The organism is Vibrio sp. 10N.261.51.C6 (assembly GCF_041471785.1).
Classification (GTDB): Bacteria; Pseudomonadota; Gammaproteobacteria; order Enterobacterales; family Vibrionaceae; genus Vibrio; species Vibrio crassostreae_C.
This window is the reverse complement of record NZ_JBFRPB010000019.1, coordinates 25,394-50,999: the sequence shown is the minus strand read 5'-3', so window position 1 is coordinate 50,999 and position 25,606 is coordinate 25,394. Positions and strand designations below refer to the sequence as shown.

The following is a 25,606-nucleotide window of genomic DNA, read 5'->3' as shown; positions in this document are numbered from 1 at the left end:
ATCTTCTTAACCGCGTTTATCGCAACTAACCGTATTTATCGCAACTAACAGCATTTATCGTAACCAACCTTACTTATCGTAAATAGCGTCCATAAAAAAACGCTGCACAATGGCAGCGTTAAAGTTGAGATAGGTTGAAGATTGCTTAGCTGTTTTCTAAGCCAACAATCTTGCGTGCAGATATCACTGCACTATCCAAATCGGTCAATCTACCAGCACTTGCTGGACCAAGAACTGATGAATACAAAGCCAACTGCTTCTCAAATGATAAATCTAATTGGTTATATAGATTTTGGCGGATTTGAGCGTGTTGCTGAGGCTTTGCGCTCGACAGGCCTTCCAACGTATCGTAGATGAGTGTAGTTGTATCCATAACTGTCCTTAGTACATCTTTAGAAAATTTTGCATATTATGCACTTGGTGTCATCTTTGTTCTGCGAGATTGATCGCATTATGTGCAGCTCTGCTTAATTGTGTAATCAGTTAGTTACAATTGTGTTGTACGGCAAAGTATCGAAAACTTGGGTTTGGGCAAAAGAAAAGGAGACACAGTGGTCTCCTTTTGGCTTGTTAGCAAAGATAAAAGTTACGTGCTGTTCGCTGTTTATTGAGCCAATCGGCTACGCACAGCTACAGCGCCTATCGTATGTTAATGTTCTTATCTCGATTTTCGTACATTTCAGGTGTGGTGTGTAATCCACCTGCATAGCCTGCTGCTTCAAGTGTTTCTCTTACCTCTCGAACATGCTCAGCCGTGACCGGTTCATTTCTGTCGCCAAGGTTTAAACGCACAAACGTGATTAACTCAGCTAAGCGTTGATCCGACAGTACATCCTCAAAACTTGCCATTGGCATGAAATTTCTGTCTTTGTCGAGATAGGTGGGTTGCAAGCCGCGCACCGTTACCGCAATGGTATTGAATGGGTCGCTGTGCATGATAATACCGTTGTTCAACAGAGTAGGGGCGATTGGATCGCGACCTTTACCATCGTCACCATGACAGGCCCCACAGGTTTGACGATACGTGGTGTAGATTTCACTGGCATACGCAGCTTCATCAAACCCTTTAGGCTGTAACTGAACGGCATCACTGGCAATGGTGTTGTTGATGTCCCCACTGAGTAGGTAATAGGACATCGACTCAATATCTTCACGCGTCATCAAGCTTAGGCTGTTTTTCACTACATCAGCCATACCCGCAAAAGCGGTGCCTTTGTCTGAATGTCCTGTGTGTAAAAAGTCTGTGAGTGTTGCTTCATCCCAACCATCGATATAGAGCTCATTGGCTGTAATATCAGGCGCGTTCCAACCGTCGATCAAGTTACCTTGGAAAATACGTTCTGGTATCAGTGCTTGGGCAATATTTCGAGGTGTATGGCACTCCGAACAGTGACCAAGTCCTGCGACCCAATATTTGCCTTGTTGCCACTTATCGACATTCTCAATTTCTCCTTTGAGTTCCTCTGGCACTTCATAATCAATAGGGTCGGTATCCATGAATACGATGTTCCAGCCAAGCAAACCTAAGCGAATATTGGATGGAAACATCATGCTGTTGTCATCATTGCGTCGCGGCACGGCGGTGATTGACTGCATGTATTCCCATAAATCCACCATGTCTTGGTCGGTGAGGTATTGATAGGAGGTGTAAGGCATTGCAGGGTACAGGTAACCATTCTTGCCTTTACCTGCGACTAACGCCGCTCGGAAATCATCGAAGTCATAAGTCCCAATACCTTCGGTAGTGTGTGGCGTTATGTTGGTTGAATACACGGTGCCGAAGGGGGTGACAAAGGGTAGGCCGCCAGCAAAGGGTTCGCCACCTTCTGCACTATGACAAGCCACACAGTCACCGGCATAAGCGAGATATTCTCCGCGCTCAACAGATGATGCTTTCAAACTCGCGAGCCGTTGTTGCTCTACGTCACCAGCGTGTCGGATATAAGCCCCAAGCGCGAGTATCTCGTTCTCACTGAGCTGCTCATCAAACGCAGGCATTAGGTTGTTCAAACCGTAATTGATGGTGTGCTGAATCTCTTCAATACTCCCTCCGTGAAGCCAGATATCATCGGAAAGATCAGGTACGCCAATCGCTGGGTTAGCGACAGCACCGTCAGCATGACAAGACGAACAGTATTGGACGAACAAGGTTTTACCGAGCTCGACTTTAATCTCCGGCACATCGGTATGACGTTGGTTGAGGGAGGCTAGATAGTAAGAGACTTTTGCCACCTCATCTGGGCGCATGATTTCACTCCAACCCGGCATAGCACCGTTCCGGCCTTTGGCGATTGAATGAATCACAGCTTCATCACTGCCACCATAAAGCCACTCTTGGTCTATCAGATTAGGAAAGTGCTTTTGTCCCTGAGCGTTATCTCGGTGACAAGCGGCGCAGTGAGTTTGGAATAGAATCCTACCGCTGTTCACGATCTCTGGGACGGCAGCTAGTCCTTCTAACGTGGTTTCACTGGTTTGTGCAAATTGCTCATTGAGAGTGGTGGATGGTGAACTGAGCTTATCGTCGCTTTGTTCCCAATCGACTAACCCTTCCCATTCGCCGAGCCCGGGGTAGAGCACCAAATAACCAGCAGACAAAAGAAATGCCACTGCATAACTGACAAATAATAGCTTAGGTGGAGGAGCATCTTTCTCTTCAATACCATCAAAGGTGCCAATGGTGTGGTCGTGATCGGCCTTGTGATTGCTACGCCAGTATTTAACGACAACAGACACCATCAGAACAAAGAATATTAAGGTTAAGAGTACCGCCCATAGATTCCAGAATGTGCTCATTGTGATACCTCCTGTGACGTATCTTTACCCAGGCTTTGTAAATAGCGAATCAGAGCTTCACCTTTGGTTTTGCCTCTTACTTGCAAACGGGCATCACCAATTTCTTGATCGGTATAAGGCACACCTAAGGTACGTAACACTTCCATTTTGGCGCTAATATCATCGCCAGTCAGAGTCTGCTCAAATAGCCACGGGTAAGAGGGCATGATCGAGGTCGGTACGACTTTTCGAGGGTCAATTAAGTGAATAGCATGCCATTGGTCAGAATACTTTCTACCTAGGTTAGTGAGGTCAGGACCAGTACGTTTAGAGCCCCACAAGTTAGGAAACTCATAGATATCGTCTGCTTCTTGGTTCGGGCGACCATTACGCTTCACTTCTGGCTCTAGAGGGCGAACCATTTGTGTGTGACAAACATGGCAGCCTTCACTGATGTATATGTCTCGGCCTGCTAACTCAATCGGTGTGAGAGGCATCGCTAAGCTGCCTTTGGCAATATCATCGCCACGGACAATGCTTGGCACTACCCAGACCAATAAAGAGAAGGAGGCCACGACAACAGTGGTTAAAATTAAAATGACGATTGAATGTGTAAAGTCTTTACTCATCATTTAAGCTCCTTCATTAACAGTGTGTTTAGCATCATTTGTTACGGGCATACGAACCGTTTTGTACAAGTTGAAAGCCATTAAGAACAATCCAAGTACAAACAGCGCGCCACCAAAGAAACGCATGAATAGCCAAGGTGCTTTAAAGTCCATAGCTTCTACAAAACTGTAAATCAGTTCGCCATTTTCATTTTGAGCGAGCCACATATAGCCTTCACCGATGCCTGCGATCCAAAGTGCTATTGCATAGATGGCGACGCCAGCATGAGCAAGCCAAAAGTGCCATTTAATCAGTCGTCGTGACCATAGATCGGTTTGGCCCCATAAGCGTGGAATGAAGTAGTAAAAAACCGCTATCCCTGACATCCCAACCCATCCGAGAGCCGCGGAATGTACGTGCCCGATGATCCATTCGGTGTTGTGTGCCACCATGTTGAACCAGCGAATAGCGAGTAGCGGGCCTTCGAATGTCGCCAAGCAGTAGTAAAGAATCGCTGAGAAAAAGAATAAAAGAATGTAGTCGGACTTCAGCTTTTCTTTGTTTTGTAGGAGGGTCATTGCGCTATTGAACGCACCTGCCCAAGAAGGGAGCCAAAGGATCAATGACATCACGATGCCGATGTTCTGAATCCAGATAGGAACGGAAGAGTAAACCAAATGGTGCGTTCCGGCCCACGTGTAAAAGCCGACCAAGCCCCAGAAATGGATCACAGACAAACGGTACGAGTAGATAGGTCGATCCGCCGCTTTGGGTATGAAATAGTAGTTCATACCAATCACACCAGCGGTCAGCAAGAAACCGACGGCATTATGTCCCCACCACCATTGAACAATCGCATCTTGAGCGCCTGCAAACACAGAGTAGGACTTCATCGCCAACACAGGCATCGCGAGGTTGTTCACGATGAAAATCATTGCAACGACGATAATGAATGCAGCAAAGAACCAGTTAGCCACAAAGATATGGCTGACCTTTCGTTTAGCAAGGGTGCCAAAGAACAACACCGCGTACAGCACCCAAACCAACACAATCATCAAGTCGATTGGCCATTCAAGCTCCGCATACTCTTTTGAGGTAGTGTGGCCTGCGGGTAAGGAAATGACCGCAAGTAACAGGATGAATTGCCAGCCCCAAAATACCATCCATGAAAGGCTTTTGTTGAACAAGTCACAATGGCCTGTTCGCTGGGCAATGTACAAAGACGTCCCCATCAAGATATTCACGACGAAGCCGTAAATTACTCCAGAGGTATGTAGCGGACGCAGTCGACCAAATTGGAAATACTGAGAATCAAAGTTTAAGACTGGCCAATATAATTGCGCGGCGAGAATCACGCCTATGATCATACCTACAATCGCCCACACTAAGGATGCAATGATGAAGTACTTCACGACCTTAATGCTGTATTGCGTTGTCACTTGTTCCATAACAAGGCTCCTTGCCTAGAGGTTTTGAATCGCTGACTTAATTTGAATCGCTGAGCGAGCCTGCTTCGTTGCCGAGCACAGAATAGAAATAGGAAATGTCACGGATGTCTTGGTCTGAGAGCGTGTCGGCTTGTTGTTGCATGAGAATCGCTAAGCCACTGGTTCTTTCTCGAGTCTGGTAATCTTTCAATGAAGAGATGAGATAACCCACTTTTTGACCGCGAAGGTTCGGGTAGGGATCTTGTGTTGAGATGCCATCAGCGCCATGACAGGTCATACACACTTTAGCTTTTTGTTTACCTAATTCGAATTGTTCTTGATTAACTTCAGCAGAAACAGGAAACATGACCAGCGTCATTACTAGGGTAGAAAGTGTCGCCATGGGGTTAAATTTTTTTATATTCAAACTCATTCTCGATTCCCTTGATTATGAAATGAGTAAGCTTTCTAAGATCAATACACGAGATCAACTGGTGAAGTAGAAACGACTGGAACTCGTTATTAAGTCTCTTAAAGCTGCTTACGTTCGATTAAAGGTTATGCAGCAACCAGCATTTTCGCTACTGACTTACTCATATTTATTGTTAATTTTGTTGTTTCATACGTATTCATAGGGCTTATTGGTTTACTTACGCAGAGTAAAATACGAGTTTTTGTTACTAGACGGTTGAGAAGGAATACGTCAAGCGGGTAGGGAGTGCTGAACGAGAGCGGTGATGGAAGAGACAGAGAAACGGCGAAGTTATTGAAAAACAGCGAGGTGTAGGGGCATTAGGGATAAAGCGATACCAATCAATCTGAGTGGTATCGGTACAAGTTAAATGGTCAATTTATACTAGACTCAAATTAGTGACCTTTTTAAATGGAGTTTAGAATGAGAACTGTATTCTTGTTGATGCTTTGGCTTTGCTCGTTTTCGATTTTTGCAGCCTCAGAGTTAACGGTTTTCGACCACTCCGGGCAAAAGCATGGTTTTAGTAGAGAGCAACTCCTGTCACTTCCTCAAAAAGAAATTACTACCACCTTGCCTTGGGTCGAGGGTCTGACCGTTTATAGTGGTGTGACGTTACAAACGGTGCTTGAAAATATGGATCTACCGATATCATCACAAGTCACTTTCGTAGCATTGAATGACTATAAAATTGCGGTGCCCAAAGAAGATTTTGATACCTATGAACCCATCATTGCGATTAAAAAGAATGGGGAGTTTATGTCTGTGAGAGAGAAAGGCCCGTTTTGGTTGATTTACCCAATCTCTGCGAACCCTGAAACCAATACCCCTGATTTCCATGCCAAGATGATTTGGCAGATTCGTGATATTCACCTGTAGAGGCTAATTATGAAGAAGCTGTTGTCTATGGCCGCAATCAAAGTCGTTGTTTTGTCTTTGGCCGTGGTTGTTATATCCGTCAATATCTACAGTGTCACTCGAATTAATGACATCAACAAGAGCTTTTCTAACCGCCAAAATGAGGCCACTTGGTTTGTTTTTCAACTCGTCAAAGAGTATGCAAACTTCTTGATGGTTAGCCATGCAAAGACGATTGATTATGATGAACTTTGGTTGGCATATGACATTACTTGGAGTCGTTTTGATATTCTGATCAACAGCACTGAATCGTCCAATTTTATTCGCTCAGCAAACTTTAAACCGTACTTTACCGCAGAGTTTGAAAAGTTTCAGTCGTTAGAATCCTCAATTAAGTTGGTGAATCAAGGCGCTTTGCCTAAGGAATCACTGCAGAAGAAAATTGATATTTGTTACAACACGCTGGTCGAATTTATTAACGAAAAGTTTCGACTTCAAAGCCCGGTTATTGAAGAAAACACCACAATGGTCGACAAGTTGGTGATGATGCATCAGATAAGCAGCGTATTTCTGGTGTTGCTACTGCTTGTGACAGGAGCGATTTTTTACGTCGACTTTGCAATCAAACGAAAACTTCATTCTACCGACTTCATTACTGGCTTTCGCAATCGAGTCTCGCTCATGCAGTTTGTTAAGAACAGCTATCCAACAAACGGTAATTTCGACCTTTACTTTGTAAGAATCAGAAACCTTAGTGAGATAAACCAAAAGTATGGACTTGAATATGGAGACTTGGTGGTGAGTTCAGCTGCTAAGTCCCTGACGGCAAAGGTACCGGAAAGTACTATCTCGTTTCGTAGTAGTGGCAGTCAGTTTCTATTCTTCATTCCTGAGCAATTGTACACAAGTGATGAGATACAGGAAAAATTCAATGACGTGCTTAAGGATTATATCTCTGCGGGGAATTTAGAATTGATGATTGACGCTGTAGTCAGGCATAAGAAGAACATCAGCTCTAAAGATATGATGGAGCTACTAACGACGATGCAGAGTTAATCCCCGCATCAGCGATAAGTTAGATCATTAGGTTTTGTTGACTGTACGCTCACCATTCTCCCGCTTCACTATCATGGCTTTTGCCATTCTTTATTTGCCTCCTCATTCAATGTGCAGCCAATAGAGAGCTCCTGCTCTGATGAAGATAGTTCTACTACTAGTTATAGCTATAGTGGCTTTCCGCGCTTGAATAGGAAGAGAGGCTTTGAGGTTGAGGTTTAGGTTTAAGGTTACTGCTTTTGAGTGAGTGCAACGATTCGCTCGTTAGATCTCGAACTGCTAACAGACTGCGGGTTTAAAATTGCTTGCGGGTTATGGTTTCGAACAAACTCGATGAATTCCAGATAAGTGAGTGGCTGACTGAAGAAGTAGCCTTGTATTAGGTTACAGTTGGCTTTTCTGAGGTAATGATACTGTTCTATCGACTCAACACCTTCTCCGACGACTAGCGTGTCACAAGAGTGGCCTAAGTTAACCATAGATTCGACCATCTTGCGGTCGGCCTTGTCGTCTACCATGTTATCGATAAAGCTCTTATCAATTTTGAGTTCATCCACAGGGTAGTGGAGAAGTTGGTTAAACGCTGTGTAGCCCGTACCAAAATCGTCAAGGGAGACCTTTAAACCTAAGCTTCTGAGGCTCTCGATAGTCTGCACCGTAAGCTTGGTACTTTTCACGTAACTGGTCTCGGTAATCTCTATAATAATGTTGCCAGGTGGCACTTGATAACGTTCGAGTACTTTACGGATGTTGTCGGCAAAATTACGGTTGTAGAGCTCCATCGCCGAGATATTAATTGACAGAGTGCCCTTGTATTTATGAAGTTCTGAAAGCTCTTTATAGCTTTTGATCGCGGTGCCAATGACCCACATGTCGAGCCTGGCAATAAGGTTACTCTTTTCTGCAACTGGGATAAATTCTTCTGGTCCCGCATCGATATCGAATAAGGCTGGGCAACGAATCAGGCACTCCGCGCCATCTATCTGAAGTGTCTTGGCGTTAAAAATAGGCATAAAGCGAAGTTCAAAGTTGTCACTTTCGCAGCACTCTAAGAGTCTTTTCTCTACAACGTCATGGCGTTCCAAGGTATGTAACAACTCTTCGCCATAAACAATACGACTTTCGCCATCACTATGAGACTTCGCATTAGCTAACATTTCATCGATGCATCGGTGCCAAATCTCATCGAACTTTGGCGTGTCGAGCGGTAAAACACCTGTTGCGAGTGATAATCGAAACCCATAGTAGTCAAGGAAGGTGGTGCCGGTCAGCGTATTGTTGATGTTCTCAATTTCTTCGTTTATCACTTGGTTCTTACCCATCTCCAAGATCGCGATAAACTGATTCCCTCCCAGTCTGGCTAAAGAGTAATCACTGCAACTAAAGCCCAAAGAGGCTTGTTGGTTTTGTAGTGTCTCTTTCAGTGCTTTAGCTAAGCTTATCAGTACATTATCACCAACTTTTGCCCCGTAGAGATCGTTAACTTTACGAAAATCGATGATGTCCCAACAAACCACATAGCAGTGTGGGCTCATCGAGCTTTTTAGTCGTACATCAAGGTGTCTGATGAAAGAGCGTCGGTTAGCTAGCTTGGTGAGTTGGTCGAATTCGGCTTCGAACTTCAACTCTGTTAATGAGTCTATGTACGCGTTCTTTAAACCATCAATTTCACTTTGCCCTGATGAGCGTTTGAAGTATCTAAGTTTGAGCCCGCCGATCGATATCTCTTGAAGTAAGTCTTTAAGCGGGCGCACAAGTTGGTAACGCACCACTAAATGCACGATCAACATGATCGTAAAGAGAGTGCCAAAGCCACCTAACAAGGTTTGTTTAGTGATGATGGCTTTCTCATGGTTGAACTTTTGTTCTCGAATATTTACTTGCGCGATGAGATTTCGGCTGGTCATCTGCACATTGATATTATCTTGGGTTTGCTCAATTGATTTGATAACGAATTGGGTATTTCCGATGTTGGCAGCGTCAGAGGATGGCTCGATTAAGAACTGAATATTGTCATCGTCATTGTATTTGATTAATAAGCTAGAGAGTTGTATCAGAGGTCCGTCAGCAATCAAGATGTAGCGATTTAAACTGTTACTTGCACGTTTGTCTTGAGGAAGGAGGTAAGGGTCAATTGCTGCAACATACGAGTATCTGAGCTCTCCACTGATCGAGACATAAGAGAAGCCTTCGTAGGAGAGTTCCTTCTTGCTGATTAACGAGGTGTATATATCGAAGACTCTTTCGTAAATCTTGTCAGGGATCTTTAGCCCCTCGAAAGGATCGGCTCTGAGAGTCGAAAGCGTTAATTTGAACTTAGGGTCCACGATATAAACATTGCGTTGCCCAAATTGATTGACGTGATTCTGGCTTAATACTCGGAGTACTCGTTTTTCCAATAGCGATAGAGTCGTGTAGTCGCCAGGATTTTGAATGTAGCGGAGGAACTGCAACGAAGAACCGATATCTTTAACTAGTAAGGACAAGCCGAGCTGCTCGTATTCCGCCGCGACTAAAGCGGTGTTCACATCAGATTGCACCTTGTCCAAATACATGTGCTTAGCATGATTTGATGCGAAGTTGTACATCACGATTCCTGCTATCAGGAGCACAAATGTCAGCGTTGGTAAAAGTACAAAATAGAGCTTCTTCAATACTGGCATGAGTTATCTCAAACTGTCGACAATACGATTGCGAATTTGAATGCTACTCGGTTCTAACGGCTGATAAAGGTAGCTGCGATCTAATACTTCTTTATTCGGGAAAAGCTCGGGATCGTTTTGATACTCCTGAGAAGTGAGTGCTTTTGCTTTTGAACTTGGCGTTGCAAACCATGAATCCATTGCGTTTTGAGCGGCGATTTCGGGTTGCGATAAGAAGGAGAGAATCGTGGTTGCCTGTGGAGATCGCTCTCCGTTATTAATTGCAGCCATACACTCTAACCATAAGGTTGTTCCTTCTAGAGGCACTGTGTAGGCCCAAGATGCCTCAGGTTCGGCATCATTAAGCACATAGCTGTCACCTGAGTATCCGTAGGCGAGGTCGATGTTGGCTAAGTGTTCGGGATGACGAATATAATCGACAACGTATTCATTACTTTCAAGGTGAGGCTTCTGTGCTTGTAGCGTTTTGTAAGCGACTCGAAGTTCTTGTTCGTTGTTGGTAAACGGCTCAAATTGATTCATCAGAAGCGCAGCACTCACCAAATCCGTAGGCTCATAATACATGCTGATTCGGCCGCTGGTTTTGGTTTCAGGGTCTAGAAGAGCGCCCCAAGACTTGGGAGCCTCAACTTTTCCGCTTCGGTATAAGATGCCGGATGTCCCCCAAGCGTAGGGGATTCCATATTCGCCACACCCATCCACCCATCTTGAGTCAAAGTTGCTTGAAAGGGATTGCTGCAAGTCGCTCAGGTTGTGGAATAAGTTCTGTTTAGCCAGCGCTTTCAGTTTCATACTTTCAATGACAACCAATTCAAACGCACCTCGTCGTTCACTCAATAGCACTTCATCACGAATGGACTCGTCAGAAAAATATTGCTGCTTTAGTGAGATGCCGTAGGTATCACTCAACTGGGTAACGACGCTGTCAGATAAAAATTCATCCCAATTGTAGAGATAAATATCATGCTGCTGGCCAAATACAGGGCTAGCCAAAAAGGATGTTGACGCAAGTATTGATACGCAAAACGCTTTCACTGACGGATTCCCTTTCGTACGTGATAACTAAATCGTAGCCCAAAATTTGCGACATGATTCAAATTTAGGCACTTAATTTAACTTCAACTTCAACTTCATGCATTTCATGCAAATAGCAACTTGCTACTCCTACTTGATACCGAACCTTTATCGTGTGAGGCAAGGATGACTCCGTCGTATCGTATTCAACACAAGTACGTATTCCAGTTTATTGTCCGTGAATGGATTATTTAAATTAATATTCATCATAACATCCATTCTTACAAGTTATTATGCAAATATTAATCATTAAATAATGATGCGGTGATTACCTTTTTCGGGTTCTCGCTCGTATTAATCGTCGTTATTCCTTTGTTTTGCCATCGCGATTTACTCTTATGTTCAATGTTCTTTTATCCCTAAAAACACTTCTATAACGTTTTGTTTATCATTTGTTTCGTTTCTCAATAAGTATCGATAAAGTTGTTGCTAAAGACTTGTAGCACAAGGTGATTGTGCTTATTGTGGGCAGCAATATCTAGGTTATGTCCCAACGAGCCATGATTGCCGGTTTGGGAAATGTTGTGCATTTAGGAGCCATTGTGGATTTAGAGATATATCAAGTAGATTCGTTTACAACTCAAGCGTTTAAAGGGAACCCTGCCGGGGTCTGTATCTCCAAAGAGCCGTTGGATGAGTCGTTAATGTTTTCAATCGCTGAAGAGATGGCGGTATCTGAAACGGCTTTTCTCGCGCTTAACACTATGACGCTTAAATGGTTCACTCCCGAAGTCGAAGTGAAGCTGTGTGGACATGGCACACTGGCAACGGTTCATGTGATGAAAGAACAAGGATTGCTTGGGACAGGTGATAAGGTCGCGTTTAACACCTTATCTGGGGAATTATCTGCCGCCGTTTGTGAATCGTCTATCGAGCTTGATTTTCCTAGTACACAGCTATCATTGCGTTCTGAACCCAACCTCACGCTGCTTGAACACCTAGGTTTAGATCCGCATCAAGTAGTTTCATTCAGAGAATTTGACTCTAAGCAGTTAATCGAAGTTTCCAACGAACAAGTGTTATTGGAGCTTTCACCAAACTTTGATGCGTTAAAAGGTATTCAAGGGCGAGGTGTAGTGGTGACAGCATTGGCAGCAAATACGGAACTTGATTTTGTTTCTCGCTACTTTGCACCTTGGGTTGGGGTTAATGAAGATCCTGTGACTGGCTCGGCACATTGCGCATTGACGCAACACTGGGCAGAAAAGCTCAACAAAAGCAGTTTCAGTGCTTATCAGGCGTCTCGTCGTGGTGGCTATATGTCGACTGAATTATTGGCTAATGGGCGAATAAAGTTAATCGGCTCTGCGACCACTGTGATTAGTGGTGTGTTGAAGCTTTAGATTTTTATAGAAGCTTTAGAGCGCTGTTTGCTCTGTTTTGTTGTAACCGCCTAGTATGTTTTATTCGATTATTCACCGTGAAAGAAGCGGCTAGGGCGGAATGTTATTATTGAAGGAATCACCGTGTCTGCCTTTTATCTTTCCCAAGTATTAGTCGCGATAGCCATTTGTTTTGATCTTCTGTCATTCCAATTCAAGGAAAGGAAGAAAATCGTCACTTGTCTGTTCTTTGCTGGCGTTCTTATTTCGAGTCACTTTATCCTTCTTGAACAATGGACAGCGGCGAGCTTAATGACGATTGCCACGATTCGCTATTTGACGAGCGTATTTTCTACCTCGTCTAAGTTTAAATATTTGTTTTCTTCGATGTCGGTGGTCGCAACCGCAGTGACTTACTCAGGGCTGACCAGCATATTGAGTTGCTTTGCCTCCGTATTTCAGACCTTTGCAGCCTTCAATAAGGATGACCGTCGATTAAGAGAATTGATGATCATCGGAACCAGCTTTTGGTTGGTTCACAATTATTTAGTTGGTTCGCCAACAGCGGTTGTTATGGAGGCGCTGTTTATCTGCAGTAACTTGGTGGGCTATTACCGTTTTTACTTCAAAAAGAGTGCCGCTGCTTAGGTTTACAGTACAGCTAAGGCCCAAGTTGTTAATCAATTCAATGCTAGCTAGGAGAGCTTGATGCCAAACATTTACAATGATGTTCCTTCATCAATACCCAATGAAATATTCAATGACCTGATTGCCAACGACAACATTCGAATCGAGAGAATACTCTCATATGGTCACAGTTCACCAGACGAGGGTTGGTATGATCAAGATGAGAATGAATGGGTAATGGTGATCGATGGGCAAGGGGTGATTGAGTTTGAAGATGGTCGCATTGTTACCTTGTCTAAAGGGGATTATCTCAATATTTCCGCAGGTGAAAAACACAAGGTGCTGAGGACGGATAAAGATGCGGTGACGATCTGGCTCGCTGTGTTTTATCGTTGATATCTTGCTCTAAAGCTGAGGCTGTTAGGTTATAAAGCTTGCTGATTCAGCTGTTTATTTTCACCTCAGAAAGGACTTAAGACAAAAAGGAGTATGTTGTGATTAGAATTCGAAACTATCAAGCGAATGATGACAAAGCACTGTGGGAGATCTTCTTTCATACGGTACGTAACGTGAATGTTCGAGATTATTCTCAACAGCAAGTCGAAGCTTGGGCACCCAGTAGCTTTGACTTTGCGTTATGGCAAAAGCGTATGAATGGGTTACAACCCTTTGTGGCTGAACTCGATGGTTGCGTAGTTGGCTATACTGACCTGCAACCAAGTGGCTTGATTGATCACTTTTTCTGTCACCACGAATATCAAGGGAAGGGGGTAGGGAAAGCGTTGATGGAACATGTTTTCACTGTGGGTCGAGTTCGTGGTATATCGAGATATTTCTCTGAAGTAAGTATTACCGCAAGGCCTTTCTATGAGCATCTTGGTTTTAAGGTGGTGAATGAACAGGAAGTCGAAATGCGTGGTGTAAAGCTGACCAATTACGTGATGGAAAAGGTAGTTGAAGATAGAAAAGTCAGTTGAATAGGCGGGCTAGTGTTCGTAGGGATACAGAAACCGAGTTTGAAAAATTAAAAAACCTTTTTAAGGATAACTTTTCCTGATCTATTGATATTGTCGATGAGTTCAAATTGTGTGCAAGATAATTTGTCTAATCTAAACATTGAATGAATACAAGGAGTGTTGTTCATGAGTCATGTGAGTAGATCTAAACTATATACATTGGTGTCGATGTTGTCCTTCGCTGTTGGCGTTCTTGCCTTAGATGCTGGGGTGTCGGGGCTATTTCCTCTCTTTGTTGTCGTCATCTCATTCTTTTCATTTGTCATCAACTCGTTTCTTTGTTTGTTCGGAGGTAAACGCGAAGATGGCTTTGATGCCTATCAAAAAGCAAATCAGACTCGGTCTGAAGCACTGGTCAAAGGCTTAGAAGACTCGAACAAATAAACCTATGCCTTCAGACGAACGGTAATCTCATTTTTGACACAGTTTTCACCTGCTTTTTGTTCTCTTATTCAAGAAAAATCATCTCTTTAGAGATAATATTCACTTCAACTAATATCAGTGAAGGAAGTAAAGTGGGTATTGAAGCTTTAGCGTTTGTGATGGACGCATTAATCACCGCATGTTGTATGTACATCGCCTCTAAAATGTCTTTCGTGGTCGCAGATTTTAAATCCCTTCTTACTATTGCTGTTATCGTTGCTCTGGTGTCATTGATTCCAACAGTAGGTTGGGTGTTAGGGTTGATTCTGTTTGTGTTCCTACTCGGGAAAGCGACGCACTCTAGTATTGGTGACTGCATCTGGGTAGTGGTCTTCACGAAGGTGGTATCGATGGCGGCCTTTCTGATATTCGGGCGCTTGTTTATGTAATCCGGGTTCTTGCTTATATAAAGGCAGGTTCGGCTAGTTTGATACCGATCTTAACTTGGTATTTAAACGTCAAAAGGGTGTGAGCCTGTCACACCCTCTAAGAACCTTTGATTTGTGTTCATCTTTATTATTTAGGCAGTAATACAGCATCAATCACATGGATAACACCATTACTTGCTTCAACATCTGCCATCACGACCTGCGCTTTGTTGACCATCACGTTGCCGTGATCAATTCCTACCATTACCGCTTCGCCTTGCACTGTTACGGCACTATCGAGTTTCATCACTTCAGACGCCATTATTTTCCCTGGCACCACATGATAGGTCAGTACTGCAATCAGCTTGTCTTTGTTTTCTGGCTTCAACAGCATATCAACCGTTCCTTCTGGTAGCGCAGCGAACGCTTCATCCGTTGGCGCAAACACTGTGAAGGGACCGTCACCTTTCAATGTTTCAACTAAGCCTGCCGCTTTTACCGCTGCTAACAAGGTGTTGAAAGAGCCGTTTTCAGCCGCCACGTCAACGATGTCTTTCTTCATTCCGTGGTGATCAGCGTGAGCAAAAGCCGTAAAAAGAAGCGTCGCAACTAGCACTGACATGGTTTTGATTAATTTATTAAACATATTGTCTTCCTTTGAGTTTTGTCCGTTATTTTCGAGAGGTATTACGAAAGCCCAATCGTGATAGATCAATTTGTTGTGTCTTTGAGTGAATGGTTAGCGATATCGACAGCGTCAAGCGAATAAACTTATATTGTTAAATGCTTGTTATAATTCCATTTTGATGCTTATAGTTATTTGATGCTTATAGTTATTTGGTGATTATTCAAGTAATGGATGTGAATATGAGGTTTGTTTTACCAGTAGTCTTTTCTGCATTGGCTTCAATGCCTGCATACAGCGGCCTTGCTCCAAGTGAAGGCTTCAGCGGTAACTTCAGTGTATTGGCCGGTTTCTACTCTGACAGTAGTAATTTGAGTACTGAACAAGATTCGAATCAAGCCACCAACACCCAGGAAGGGGAGAGTGAAAACCAAGGGCTACTCGGCTTTTTGGGTACTGTTCAATATACTTTTGGCGAATCGCTGACTCACCAAGTGTATGCGGGTACGACACGAGAGGATATTGCAACAGGTACCATTGCGTTTGAGATCGGTTATCGATATCAACTTTCTGGTGGCACCATATTGGATTTTTCTGTTATTCCTACGCTTATCTCGGGTAAGGCTTGGACGGATCCGTATGCTGTTGGCGTTAATCGAAATGAAACGGATGTGAAAGGTAATGTAGGACGACTGCAGCTCACTAATATCGGTGGAACTGGTTTTCGAACGGATCTCGCATTTGGGCAATCAGATGTTGATGAAGAGCTATCTGGTAGCCAAGGCTTATCTCCGGAAGATACTGTGCTGCTGGATAGGGAAAGAACCTATGTGTACGCCAAAGCAGGATACCGCTTTATCTTACCAAACCACGCAGGTCTATTTGTTCCTTCAATGGTGTATTTCCACTCAGACGCAGAAGGAGGAGCACTCAGCTTCGATAGTTATGGTATTGAATTAAACTACGCGAAGAGAATCGGTCGTCATGGTTTTGTTGTCACCCTAGATGCAAGTGATCGTGAATATGATGAGTCGAATCCAATTTACGGGCAAGTACGTGAAGAGAATGAATTCGGTGCATTCTTAGCTTATGAGTTTGGTGGTTTGATGGGCTATAAAGATTGGGCGTTCATTACTTTACTGGGTTTAAGAAGCATAGATTCTAATATCGATTTCTATAACTCCGAGCAAGTATTAGCGAGTGTGGGTGTGGATTATAAATTCTGATATTCACACTATTTTAAAAATACTCATCAAAGCAGAAGTTTAAGTTCAGTCTTACTATTTGTTTAATTATTTCGGGCACTTACACCTTTAAAGGTTGTAGGTTCCCGTTGCTATCCGTAATATGAAAATTAGCTTATGGATAGAAATAATAGGATAAGGAAGCGCTTTGGAAATACAAATTAGACATTTAGAAGCAACGGATAGCCAAGATGTTTTCGATATTTATCGCCGCCCTTCAGTTTCAGAAAACACCTCACAAAAGCCTTATCTTAGTTCTGAACAAGTGGAGCGACTGTTTGGTCATTCAGACCATTTCACTCTGGTTGCGGAAGTCTCCGGCAAAGTAGTGGGTCACATTACTTTATTCATGACCACCAAGTTAAGAGACAGGCACTGCGCTGGTCTTGGTATTGCTATTCACCCAGATATGCATGGTAAAGGGGTCGGTAAGGCGTTAATGCAAGAAGCGATCAATCAGGCGGATAACTGGCTTAATCTCGTGCGTCTTGAGTTAGAGGTTCATGCCGATAACCACGCCGCTATTGCTTTGTATGAACGTGTAGGCTTTCAGTTAGAAGGCACAAAAAGACTCAGTACGTTCAAAGCGGGTAAGTACATCGATATGTTGCTGATGTCGAGAATACGACCAGATTACCGTTGAGATCGAACCAAACAGGTTCCTGCTTTAGAAATCGGTTAATGAGCAATTGATTAGTGAAATTCCCATTAAACTCTGTATAGTAGCAACCGTTTGCTTCGTATAACCCCAATGATATGGTTTGGGGGTCTCTACCAGCTCCCGCAAAGTGCTGATTACGAAGGGTTTAGATCACAATTGTGTTCTTACTCTTTGTAATGGCGTTCAAGAAAACCTCCTGTCTATTATTCAGAGTAAGTGCACACCTAAAATCCATAGTAGGTGAAATATGAACGCATTTATTCAAGGGCTCCCAAAAGTAGAGTTGCATTTACACATTGAAGGTTCGCTCGAACCTGAGTTACTTTTCCAGCTTGCTCAACGCAATGGCATTGAGCTGCCTTATTCATCCCCAGAGCAACTAAGACGCGCATACGAATTTGATGATTTACAGTCATTTCTGGATATCTATTATCAAGGTGCTGATGCACTGCGCACAGAACAGGATTTCTACGACTTAACATGGGCTTATCTAGAACGCTGTAAAGCCGACAATGTTATCCATACTGAGATTTTCTTTGATCCTCAGACACATACCGATCGTAGCATTGCATTCGACACCGCTATTAACGGCATTCATCGTGCGCTTGAACAGGGTCATAAAGAGTTGGGCATTACCTCTCAAATCATCGCATGTTTTCTGCGCCATTTATCTGAAGAGAGCGCCATTCAAACGCTCGCAGAGGTATTGAAGCATCAAGATAAGATCGTCGGGGTTGGACTGGACTCTTCTGAATTAGGACACCCACCAGAGAAGTTCAAGCGTGTATTCCAACAAGCAAAACAAGCGGGCTTCTTGACGGTGGCGCATGCAGGAGAAGAAGGGCCGGCTCAAAACATTGTCGATGCGATTGAAATGCTCAGCGTGAGTCGAGTGGATCATGGTGTCCAGTGCATGACAGACGAAGCTCTAATCGAAGAGCTGATTGAAACCAAAATGCCACTGACGGTGTGCCCACTGTCGAATATTAAATTGCGTGTATTCGATGTGATGGAAGACCACAACATTGTCGAACTGCTCAGAAAGGGTGTGGCTGTAACGATTAACTCGGATGACCCTGCTTATTTTGGTGGTTACATGTCGGATAACTTTAATGCGGTGAGCAAAGCTCATGAGATGACGCATCAGGAGTTAGCGCTGTTTAGTTTGAATGCGATAGACGCGAGCTTTATTGAAGCGCCATTGAAGCAGCAATATCGAGAGCTTGTTCAAGGTTACTTAGCTAAAGCTGATTTTGACCAGAATTTCTAGCCGCTGTGCCCATTTACTAGCAGCTGAGTATAAAGCGCTAGGATGGCCAACTAAAGTGGATGGTAAAGTGTTATCGACTGAGTCTGCTTAATCTCTATAAGCCTAAATCATCTAGATGAAGACAAAAAAGAAGCTGGCAGTTTGCCAGCTTCTTTCATTTTTAAATTAAGCTCATTGAGCTACTTGTTCACGTAGTCTTTGAATTTCTGCTTGGTTTCAGCATCCGCTTTTTCGTACCAGAAATAGAGCATCTCTTCAGCTGTATTTGCTGCATTTCCGTCAATCTTTGCTGGAAGCGTTACCGGTTGTGCGACAGCAGCTGCTACGCCCGCGCTAGCACCTACTGTAAGTGCAGCGATGCCGCCTTTCTGGTTGTACTCCTTCGCTTCTTGTGGGTACTTACGACCAATCTGCATGCCATCTTTGATAAGTTTGTCTTGCTTAACACTGATTGCATTTTGGTTTTTATCAACCAGTTTCCAATCTAAGTTTTGAAGGCCTTTTTTCGCTTCGTTGGTGTTACGGAACTTAGGCATGTCAAACGTCAATGCTGTGTCTGTCGCATCAAAAGTAGCAATAATGGTATCGCTATCGACAAACTCTCGGTCGTTACCTTGGCTGAAAGCCAGTTGATATTTGAAAACGATTTGGTTTACGCCATCTGGAACGGTGATCGTTTTGCTCGAAGAGAAGAAACCACCGTCGAGATCAGGTTTAGCCTCATTAACAGCTAAGACTTCGACTAAAGCATCTGCGCTAGAAGGAACTTCAATTGTTACGTCAGCTAACACTTGTGGCGCTGCGATAATTGTCGAAAGCAGCGCAATGGATTGTAATGTTTTCATAGTCATACAGTTATTTAGGTGAGTAGTTCTACACTCGCATGCATAAAGAAGTATTTCAAGTTGCCTTGTCTCGATTTGGAAAAATTCACCGAAACTTAACCAAAGCCTAGTTTTTGAACGTGTCGATTGTATGGTTTCTGTGCGAGTGAGGGCGTGATCTTGAACTTTCCTCTGTCACGTCATCATCGACGTCCAGTGAGGCTTGAGGAGAAGGTAAAGAGATATAAATAGGAATAATTGCCGCCACCCAAATGGCATAGATGGTAATGATTCGGTTGAAGGCTACAAACCAGGTTTCGCTGCCGCTACCAGATAAGTAGTAACCCAATAAGGTAAGTAAGGTGCAGCCAATAGCCCACATCACGGCTGATAGTGGATCTTTCGTTGTGGCTGCGAGCAAGACTATCGTTATTTAGGGCACGGCCATGGCAATGCCCAAAGGAACATGACAGTCGACCACAAAAATGATTGTGGCACCGAGTGCTAAGAATAAATGTGGCCAGTGCTAGGTAAATTTACATTCCATATCATATGACACCTTCTTTTACCCCGTTTGTCGTTGCTGATGGAGTTTGTGTATTAATCGTGTTGCTTGATGGCTGTTGACTATCAAGCGATTGATGAGTTGCTGAAGTAATTCAGCCTCGGGCATGATGTGCTTCTCCGTTACCTTCTCAGCTTCGGTTGCGAGCTCGAATACTTCACTCATTTCATACCTTGATGCAATCGCTTTAACCGCCTTTAATGTTCTGGATAGATCATCTTGCTTGGCATCCGAAAATAGCTCTATCAACTCATCGATTTCGTTTTCTAGCTCATCAACGAGAGAAGTTAAGCATTTGAGTTTCTCGTCTGTTTTAAGCTCATCGTTAGTTAAAAATTGGCTACGCGACAGTTCTTCCTCTGTGAGTGGCAATTTGTTCTTAGGGTGACGCGTTAACATCGTGATGTTACTTTTTTCCTTGTTTGGAAGATTGTGTGTGTTAACGGAGTGATGGCGGTTGACCTCAAACTGTTGGTGAAACTCGTTGATGGCGTTTTGTAAGCTGTTTTTCTGTAACGGTTTGGTGAGTACAAAGTCTGCGCCTGATTCGATGAATTCATCGTGGGCCTCTTTGAATACATCGGCGGTACATGCAAAAACAACCGTAGTCAGCTTGAGTTCGCCACGGATTTTTTGAATCGCTTCAATACCGCTCATGTTGGGCATATGGTTGTCCATTATGATCAGGTCATATTGGTTTGACGCCAACTTATCTAAGGCCTGTAAACCGTCGTAGGCATTCTCAACCGTTAAGTTTATCGACTCACAGAACTTCCTAATCACCATTGCGTTGATCTTGTTATCTTCGACTAACAATACTGAGAAGTCATCGAGAGTCTCATTGGTTTTGGTTGGCGTTTGGTCGATGACTTGTTCTTCAAGCTCATGCATTTCTAACGGCAAAGAGATCTTAAATTGAGTGCCCAAACCAAGCTGGCTGGAAACCTTAATTGTTCCGCCCATCAGTTCGACTAACTGCTGAACAATGGAAAGCCCTAACCCTGTGCCACCAAACTTACGGGTTGTTGAAAGCTCAGCTTGTTCAAAGGCGGTAAATATATGGTCGATCTTGTCTTCTGCTATACCAATACCCGTATCCGTCACTAAAATATTCACGCTTGGTGGGGTAGTCGGTGCAATCAAGAATTCCACTTCAACCTTTCCTGACTCAGTAAACTTGACTGCGTTGCCTGCTAAGTTAAATAAGATCTGACGTGTACGTGCAGAGTCACCAATCAACTGAATATTGGTAGGAATGTTATCTTTAATGATAAAAGCGAGGCCTTTGTCTTCTGCAAGAGGTGTCAATGTTTTATCAAGGTGTGTCACGACGTCGGTGACAGAGAACGGGCTGTATTCCAACTCCATCTTGCCTTGCTCCACCTTAGAAAAATCAAGAATGTCATTCAATATGGTGACGAGATGCTGACCAGAGTCAATGATGATTTGGGCGTGTTTACGAGTATTCTCGCTGTGTGAATCCTCCTTGATTATCTGAGCGATGCCTAATACGCCATTCATTGGGGTGCGTAACTCGTGGCTCATGGTAGCGAGAAAGAGAGATTTTGCTTCGCTGGCTTTTTCTGCTTTGTCTGCGGCTTCTTGATAGGAGAGGTTGTTTCTTTTGAGTTCGAAGACTCGAAAAATAAACATGGTGAATGAGAACGCTAAAGTCAGCAACGCCAAAACGATAATAAGCTTAACGATGATACTTCTAAGTTGGTCTTGCAGATCGGTAAACTCATGCTCAATATGTTCAATATACTCCATGCTGTGTGCTGAAAGTACTTGAGATAACAGCTGACTTTGTTGTTGGTTGAGTTCGGCAAACGTTTTATAAAGGTTCGCCAGCTCGGAGTTAACACCTGAATGGTTAATTTCGATTCCCCCAACCAACACACTCGCAAGAAGCGCGCTTTGAATGTCGATATTTGCGTTGTTTATCTCAGCATCAGTTGAGTTGCTCTCTGTGAGTTGTAGAGTCAAAGATTGCAAAATAAACTGACGAGCCACACTAAGTCCTACTAGGTTGTCTAGCGTATCTAAGTTCGACATTGAAGCATCGTAAAAGCGATCCAATAATTGCGCTGTCGGTAAGTGTTTAAAGAACGTAGAGTGAATATTCTCGCTTTGATAACTTTCTCTGAGTAGTTGCAACTCTCTTTCTAAAGCAACCAAATCTGCAGACATTTGATAAGGGTTGGAAATACCCGCAAGCGCTGCATTGGTGATATGATCACGCATTTCTAATACTTCATGGCCTAACTGCCGAATAGGCACTCCATATTCGGTGACCTTTTCATGCTCGGAGTAGGTCAGCATAATAAAGCTAATTAAGCCGATGAAAAGCGATACAAACAGTAGAAATATGAGTCTGATCTTATTCATTTTCAAACTCCATTAACATTTGAGGACGGTTACCGGTTAGGGATTCGAGGAAGACTTTAATATCGTTTATGGTCTGTTTTTCAAACGTTTTACCGAGTTGGCTTTCCCCCATTATTTTGATCGCTTCTTCGAGTGTGGCTGTTTGCCCGTCATGAAAATAGGGTGCAGTGATCGCCACGTTTCTTAAGCTCGCAACACGAAATAAATCCTTATCTTGTGGTTTAGCGGTAAACATAAAACGACCTTGGTCTTCACTTCGCTCGGCTCCTGTTTTCGATAACCCAAAGTAACCAAATCGCATCACCATGCCTCCACCAATGTTGGTACCTTGGTGGCAACGAATACAGCCTTCTTCTTGAAAAGTTTCCCAACCTCGTTTGGCGGTTTCAGAAAGTGCTGCGCTGTCACCTTGTAAATACAGGTCGAAAGGGGCATTGGGTGTGGTCAAACCCTGCATAAATTCAATAAGAGCAGCCTTAATTGAAGCTTCGTCAATGGGCGTTGATTGTTCTTGGAATAAGTCGATGTAAGCTTTCGATTGAGACACATAATCCGTAATATGTTGCCAGTTTGAATCCATTTCATCGACGTTGTGCACTGGGCCATCAATTTGATCGCCGAGGTTGTTTACTCGACCATCCCAGAAGAACCGATAGTTAAAGACTGCGTTAAAAACGGTGAGTGAATTTCTCATCCCTGCGCCGTTTACGCCAATCGAAACTGGAATTACCTCTGCGCCGTTGGTTTGCAGGCTATGACAACTTTCACAGCTCACACTGCGGTTAGAAGAAAGGTTCGGGTCTTTAAATAGCACCCAACCAATTTTGGCCAGCTCATGATTTATCTCGGGAGAGTTTGGAATCGGAGATATGGGTTGGCTTGAAGCGACGGTTTTATGTGCGTGCTTTTCTTCGGAATGGGCGGAGTGCCCTGAAGAGTGAGAGTCATCATGATTGCTTTCATGGGCGTGATTTTTTTTGTGTTCGAACGAGGTGTGCATTTTTGAAGAGGCCGCGTCATAAACTAGCAAAGCGACTGAAACGACAATGACAATGATGCTTATTCCTGCTAAATATGGCGTTTTCATAACATTAGTCCATCTAGTTTGACAATTATGGCAACTCAGAATCCTTCTGATATCACCTTCATTTTACTTTCCAATGATAGGTGTTATTTATAAAGCTAGTTGCGCATATGTGATGTTGCAAGACAAGTGGTAGGAAATTAAATCGCTTAGGCGGTTATCTAGCGGGGATTGATAGGGAGGTCTAGTCAGAATTGAATGAAGCTCTTTCAAATGAAATCAAGCCGAATGGCGTTAAACGAAGAAAGCCGTGGTAACTCAAGTGAGTTATCACGGCTTTCGTACTCGATTATGTACTTACTATAAATCTTAGTTAAATACACATCTATACAGTTTGCATCGCCTAGATAGGCTTATTTAGCTTGCGCTGCTGCCGCTTCTAGTTGCTTAAGTTTACCTTGAAGCATGTATGCATTCTGGTTGAAGTTACCTGGGTTCAGTACTTGGCTATTCTGCATAGGGTAATCTGGTAGCGTCGTCATAAACTCTTGAACCTGATTTCCTACTGGAACGAATAGCCACATGTTGTCAGCCATCCAACGCAGGTACATGCCAGACTCGTGTGGTGCTTTTTCGAATGGGTCTGCACGTAGGTGAACGACTTGAGGCCAGTTTGGTTGGAAACGTACTGCATCTGTGATGTTACCGTCCATTACAGCGAACGAAATCTTGAAGTCATTCCAACGTACCGCGTTTAACTCAGCGTTAGCAGAGAAGTAAAGCATGCTATCACGAGGGCCTTTCTCTTCTTTACCTTGGAAGTAAGGCAGGAAGTTGTAACCATCTAGGTGTACACGCCAGTTTTTACCGTTGTAAGTCGCACCTTTATCAGAAGCCAGCTTCTCAACCACTTTATCATCACCAGCTGCTGCTAGTAGAGTCGGAATCCAGTCTTGGTGACTCATGATATCGTTGATCTTAGTTCCCGGCTTGATTGTACCAGGCCAGCGAACTAGCTGAGGAACACGCATACCGCCTTCGTAAGTTGTACCTTTCTCACCGTGGAAGTAAGTCGCACCGCCATCAGGCCAAGATACGGTTTCTGCACCGTTATCAGTAGAGTAGATGACGATGGTGTTGTCTGCGATCTTAAGCTCATCAAGCTTGTCTAGTAGGATACCTACTTGGTCATCGTGCTCTAACATGCCGTCAGCGTAAATGCTGATACCCGATGCGCCTTGGTATTTTTCTTGTAGACGAGTCCACACGTGCATACGTGTTGTGTTGTGCCAAATGAAGAATGGTTTGTCCGCTTTCACTGCTTTTTCCATGAAGGCTAGAGATTCTTCTAGGAACTCTTCATCCGCGTGCTCCATACGTTTACGCGTCATAGGACCAGTATCTTCAATCTTACCGTCAGAAGTTGATTTGATTACACCACGAGGCCCAAAGTTCTTACGGAACTCAGGATCTTTAGGGTAGTAGTATGTTTCTGGCTCTTCTTCTGCATTCAGGTGGTATAGGTTACCGAAGAACTGGTCAAAACCGTGGTTCGTTGGAAGGTGTTTATCTTGGTCACCCATGTGGTTCTTACCGAACTGAGCAGTCATGTAGCCCTGTTCTTTAAGAAGGTCTGCGATAGTTGGAGCCCAATCTGGGATACCGTGATCAGAGCCTGGCATACCGATAGTTAATAGACCTGTACGGAAAGGTTCTTGACCCGTTAGGAATGCAGCACGACCAGCAGTACACGATTGTTGACCGTAGTGGTCAGTAAATAGTGCGCCTTCGTTAGCTATACGGTCGATGTTAGGTGTTTCGTAACCCATCATACCGTTGTTGTATGCACTGATGTTGAATACACCAATGTCATCACCCCAGATAGCAAGAATGTTTGGTTTTTCTGCTGCCGTTGCCGCTGAAGAAGCTGCTAATAAGCCAACACCTAATGCTAGTTTATTAATTTTAGTACCCATAAGGACTCCGATTCACTTTAAAGATTAATGCGTTAGAGCAACACATCGATGAACAAATGTTATTCCCAAAATTCCGCTTCGTCCTTTTATAGTGCTTATAACCAATCGTTATGATGCTCAGTTAACCCATTGATCAATATCATTTTTAGTGGGTTGAATGAATAAGTCCTTAGTTTGTATGTGTGATCCTTATCATGTTTGTTGGCGTTAACCTTATCGATGATTCCGGTGTCCATATCTCAATAAAAATGACAAATAGATTAATAGTTTAGCGAATCTCGCGATCGTTCAAAAAATGGACTATACGTTGTAGGGCAGGATGCAAATAACTTACGAAGA

General features: G+C 43.5%; 23 protein-coding genes, 1 pseudogene and 1 riboswitch. Of the genes and pseudogenes, 11 read left to right on the top strand and 13 right to left on the bottom strand.

Going from position 1 to position 25,606, the window contains the following annotated elements; genetic code table 11:
- Window positions 1–145 precede the first annotated feature (145 nt).
- The 5 genes from AB4375_RS04570 to AB4375_RS04550 form a co-directional block, all read right to left on the bottom strand.
- Window positions 146–373, bottom strand: coding sequence for a PAS factor family protein (locus AB4375_RS04570; protein WP_050621601.1), 228 nt, complete (start codon window positions 371–373; stop codon window positions 146–148).
- Window positions 374–639: 266 nt separating this feature from the next.
- Window positions 640–2,796 carry a c-type cytochrome gene (locus tag AB4375_RS04565; RefSeq protein ID WP_372051096.1) on the bottom strand — a complete coding sequence of 719 codons (2,157 nt, stop codon included), beginning with the start codon at window positions 2,794–2,796 and terminating at the stop codon, window positions 640–642.
- Window positions 2,793–3,407: a cbb3-type cytochrome c oxidase subunit II gene (locus tag AB4375_RS04560; protein ID WP_017064719.1), complete on the bottom strand. Its 615-nt coding sequence runs from the start codon at window positions 3,405–3,407 to the stop codon at window positions 2,793–2,795. The genes AB4375_RS04565 and AB4375_RS04560 overlap by 4 nt, the downstream gene beginning before the upstream one ends.
- Window positions 3,408–4,832 carry a cytochrome-c oxidase, cbb3-type subunit I gene (ccoN, locus tag AB4375_RS04555; protein WP_017069846.1) on the bottom strand — a complete coding sequence of 475 codons (1,425 nt, stop codon included), beginning with the start codon at window positions 4,830–4,832 and terminating at the stop codon, window positions 3,408–3,410.
- 37 nt (window positions 4,833–4,869) lie between these two features.
- Entirely contained in the window at window positions 4,870–5,244 is a 375-nt protein-coding gene (locus AB4375_RS04550) for a cytochrome c (protein ID WP_029235248.1), read from the bottom strand.
- Window positions 5,245–5,706: 462 nt separating this feature from the next.
- Here AB4375_RS04550 and AB4375_RS04545 point away from each other — a divergent pair, with 462 nt between their 5' ends.
- Both AB4375_RS04545 and AB4375_RS04540 read left to right on the top strand, forming a co-directional pair.
- Window positions 5,707–6,162, top strand: coding sequence for a hypothetical protein (locus AB4375_RS04545; protein ID WP_017069847.1), 456 nt, complete (start codon window positions 5,707–5,709; stop codon window positions 6,160–6,162).
- Between the two features lie 9 nt (window positions 6,163–6,171).
- Window positions 6,172–7,197 carry a GGDEF domain-containing protein gene (locus tag AB4375_RS04540; RefSeq protein ID WP_372051095.1) on the top strand — a complete coding sequence of 342 codons (1,026 nt, stop codon included), beginning with the start codon at window positions 6,172–6,174 and terminating at the stop codon, window positions 7,195–7,197.
- 230 nt (window positions 7,198–7,427) lie between these two features.
- Here the strand turns inward: AB4375_RS04540 and AB4375_RS04535 are convergent, their stop codons facing one another.
- Window positions 7,428–9,860: a bifunctional diguanylate cyclase/phosphodiesterase gene (locus AB4375_RS04535; RefSeq protein ID WP_029235660.1), complete on the bottom strand. Its 2,433-nt coding sequence runs from the start codon at window positions 9,858–9,860 to the stop codon at window positions 7,428–7,430.
- Window positions 9,861–9,863: 3 nt separating this feature from the next.
- Window positions 9,864–10,895: a PotD/PotF family extracellular solute-binding protein gene (locus AB4375_RS04530; RefSeq protein ID WP_017069850.1), complete on the bottom strand. Its 1,032-nt coding sequence runs from the start codon at window positions 10,893–10,895 to the stop codon at window positions 9,864–9,866.
- A gap of 581 nt (window positions 10,896–11,476) precedes the next feature.
- On the opposite strand from AB4375_RS04530, the gene AB4375_RS04525 reads away from it, so the two are divergent.
- The 6 genes from AB4375_RS04525 to AB4375_RS04500 all read left to right on the top strand — a co-directional run bounded on the left by AB4375_RS04525 (window position 11,477) and on the right by AB4375_RS04500 (window position 14,711).
- Window positions 11,477–12,277: a PhzF family phenazine biosynthesis protein gene (locus AB4375_RS04525; RefSeq protein ID WP_017069851.1), complete on the top strand. Its 801-nt coding sequence runs from the start codon at window positions 11,477–11,479 to the stop codon at window positions 12,275–12,277.
- Between the two features lie 123 nt (window positions 12,278–12,400).
- On the top strand, window positions 12,401–12,904 hold the full coding sequence (locus AB4375_RS04520; RefSeq protein ID WP_017060023.1) for a YgjV family protein: 504 nt from the start codon (window positions 12,401–12,403) through the stop codon (window positions 12,902–12,904).
- A gap of 60 nt (window positions 12,905–12,964) precedes the next feature.
- Window positions 12,965–13,279 (top strand): cupin domain-containing protein, encoded by a 315-nt coding sequence (locus tag AB4375_RS04515; RefSeq protein WP_065584628.1) that lies wholly within the window; start codon window positions 12,965–12,967, stop codon window positions 13,277–13,279.
- Window positions 13,280–13,377: 98 nt separating this feature from the next.
- Window positions 13,378–13,860, top strand: a complete 483-nt coding sequence (locus AB4375_RS04510; protein WP_017069854.1) for a GNAT family N-acetyltransferase — start codon at window positions 13,378–13,380, stop codon at window positions 13,858–13,860.
- A gap of 165 nt (window positions 13,861–14,025) precedes the next feature.
- The gene (locus AB4375_RS04505; RefSeq protein ID WP_017069855.1) at window positions 14,026–14,283 is read left to right on the top strand and encodes a hypothetical protein; all 258 of its coding nucleotides are present in this window, start codon (window positions 14,026–14,028) and stop codon (window positions 14,281–14,283) included.
- Between the two features lie 131 nt (window positions 14,284–14,414).
- Window positions 14,415–14,711: a hypothetical protein gene (locus AB4375_RS04500; RefSeq protein WP_017064710.1), complete on the top strand. Its 297-nt coding sequence runs from the start codon at window positions 14,415–14,417 to the stop codon at window positions 14,709–14,711.
- A gap of 127 nt (window positions 14,712–14,838) precedes the next feature.
- Here the strand turns inward: AB4375_RS04500 and AB4375_RS04495 are convergent, their stop codons facing one another.
- A complete protein-coding gene (locus AB4375_RS04495) occupies window positions 14,839–15,336 on the bottom strand; it encodes a fasciclin domain-containing protein (protein ID WP_372051094.1) in 498 nt (165 codons plus the stop codon).
- Window positions 15,337–15,557: 221 nt separating this feature from the next.
- On the opposite strand from AB4375_RS04495, the gene AB4375_RS04490 reads away from it, so the two are divergent.
- The 3 genes from AB4375_RS04490 (at window position 15,558) to AB4375_RS04480 (ending at window position 18,490) form a co-directional block, all read left to right on the top strand.
- Window positions 15,558–16,541, top strand: coding sequence for a DUF2860 family protein (locus AB4375_RS04490; protein ID WP_102332872.1), 984 nt, complete (start codon window positions 15,558–15,560; stop codon window positions 16,539–16,541).
- 166 nt (window positions 16,542–16,707) lie between these two features.
- Window positions 16,708–17,202 carry a GNAT family N-acetyltransferase gene (locus tag AB4375_RS04485; protein ID WP_372051093.1) on the top strand — a complete coding sequence of 165 codons (495 nt, stop codon included), beginning with the start codon at window positions 16,708–16,710 and terminating at the stop codon, window positions 17,200–17,202.
- Between the two features lie 75 nt (window positions 17,203–17,277).
- Window positions 17,278–17,377: riboswitch (purine riboswitch) on the top strand.
- 90 nt (window positions 17,378–17,467) lie between these two features.
- On the top strand, window positions 17,468–18,490 hold the full coding sequence (locus AB4375_RS04480; protein ID WP_372051092.1) for an adenosine deaminase: 1,023 nt from the start codon (window positions 17,468–17,470) through the stop codon (window positions 18,488–18,490).
- 179 nt (window positions 18,491–18,669) lie between these two features.
- Here the strand turns inward: AB4375_RS04480 and AB4375_RS04475 are convergent, their stop codons facing one another.
- The 5 genes and pseudogenes from AB4375_RS04475 to AB4375_RS04455 all read right to left on the bottom strand — a co-directional run bounded on the left by AB4375_RS04475 (window position 18,670) and on the right by AB4375_RS04455 (window position 25,267).
- Window positions 18,670–19,335 (bottom strand): DUF2057 family protein, encoded by a 666-nt coding sequence (locus tag AB4375_RS04475; RefSeq protein WP_017060014.1) that lies wholly within the window; start codon window positions 19,333–19,335, stop codon window positions 18,670–18,672.
- A gap of 106 nt (window positions 19,336–19,441) precedes the next feature.
- Window positions 19,442–19,866, bottom strand: a pseudogene (locus AB4375_RS04470) (hypothetical protein).
- A gap of 13 nt (window positions 19,867–19,879) precedes the next feature.
- Complete coding sequence (locus AB4375_RS04465; protein ID WP_017069860.1) at window positions 19,880–22,267, bottom strand: ATP-binding protein; 2,388 nt, start codon at window positions 22,265–22,267, stop codon at window positions 19,880–19,882.
- Window positions 22,260–23,354, bottom strand: a complete 1,095-nt coding sequence (locus AB4375_RS04460; RefSeq protein ID WP_372051091.1) for a cytochrome-c peroxidase — start codon at window positions 23,352–23,354, stop codon at window positions 22,260–22,262. Before AB4375_RS04460 ends, AB4375_RS04465 begins: the two co-directional genes overlap by 8 nt.
- Before the next feature lie 350 nt (window positions 23,355–23,704).
- On the bottom strand, window positions 23,705–25,267 hold the full coding sequence (locus AB4375_RS04455) for an arylsulfatase (RefSeq protein ID WP_017069862.1): 1,563 nt from the start codon (window positions 25,265–25,267) through the stop codon (window positions 23,705–23,707).
- Window positions 25,268–25,606: the final 339 nt, after the last annotated feature.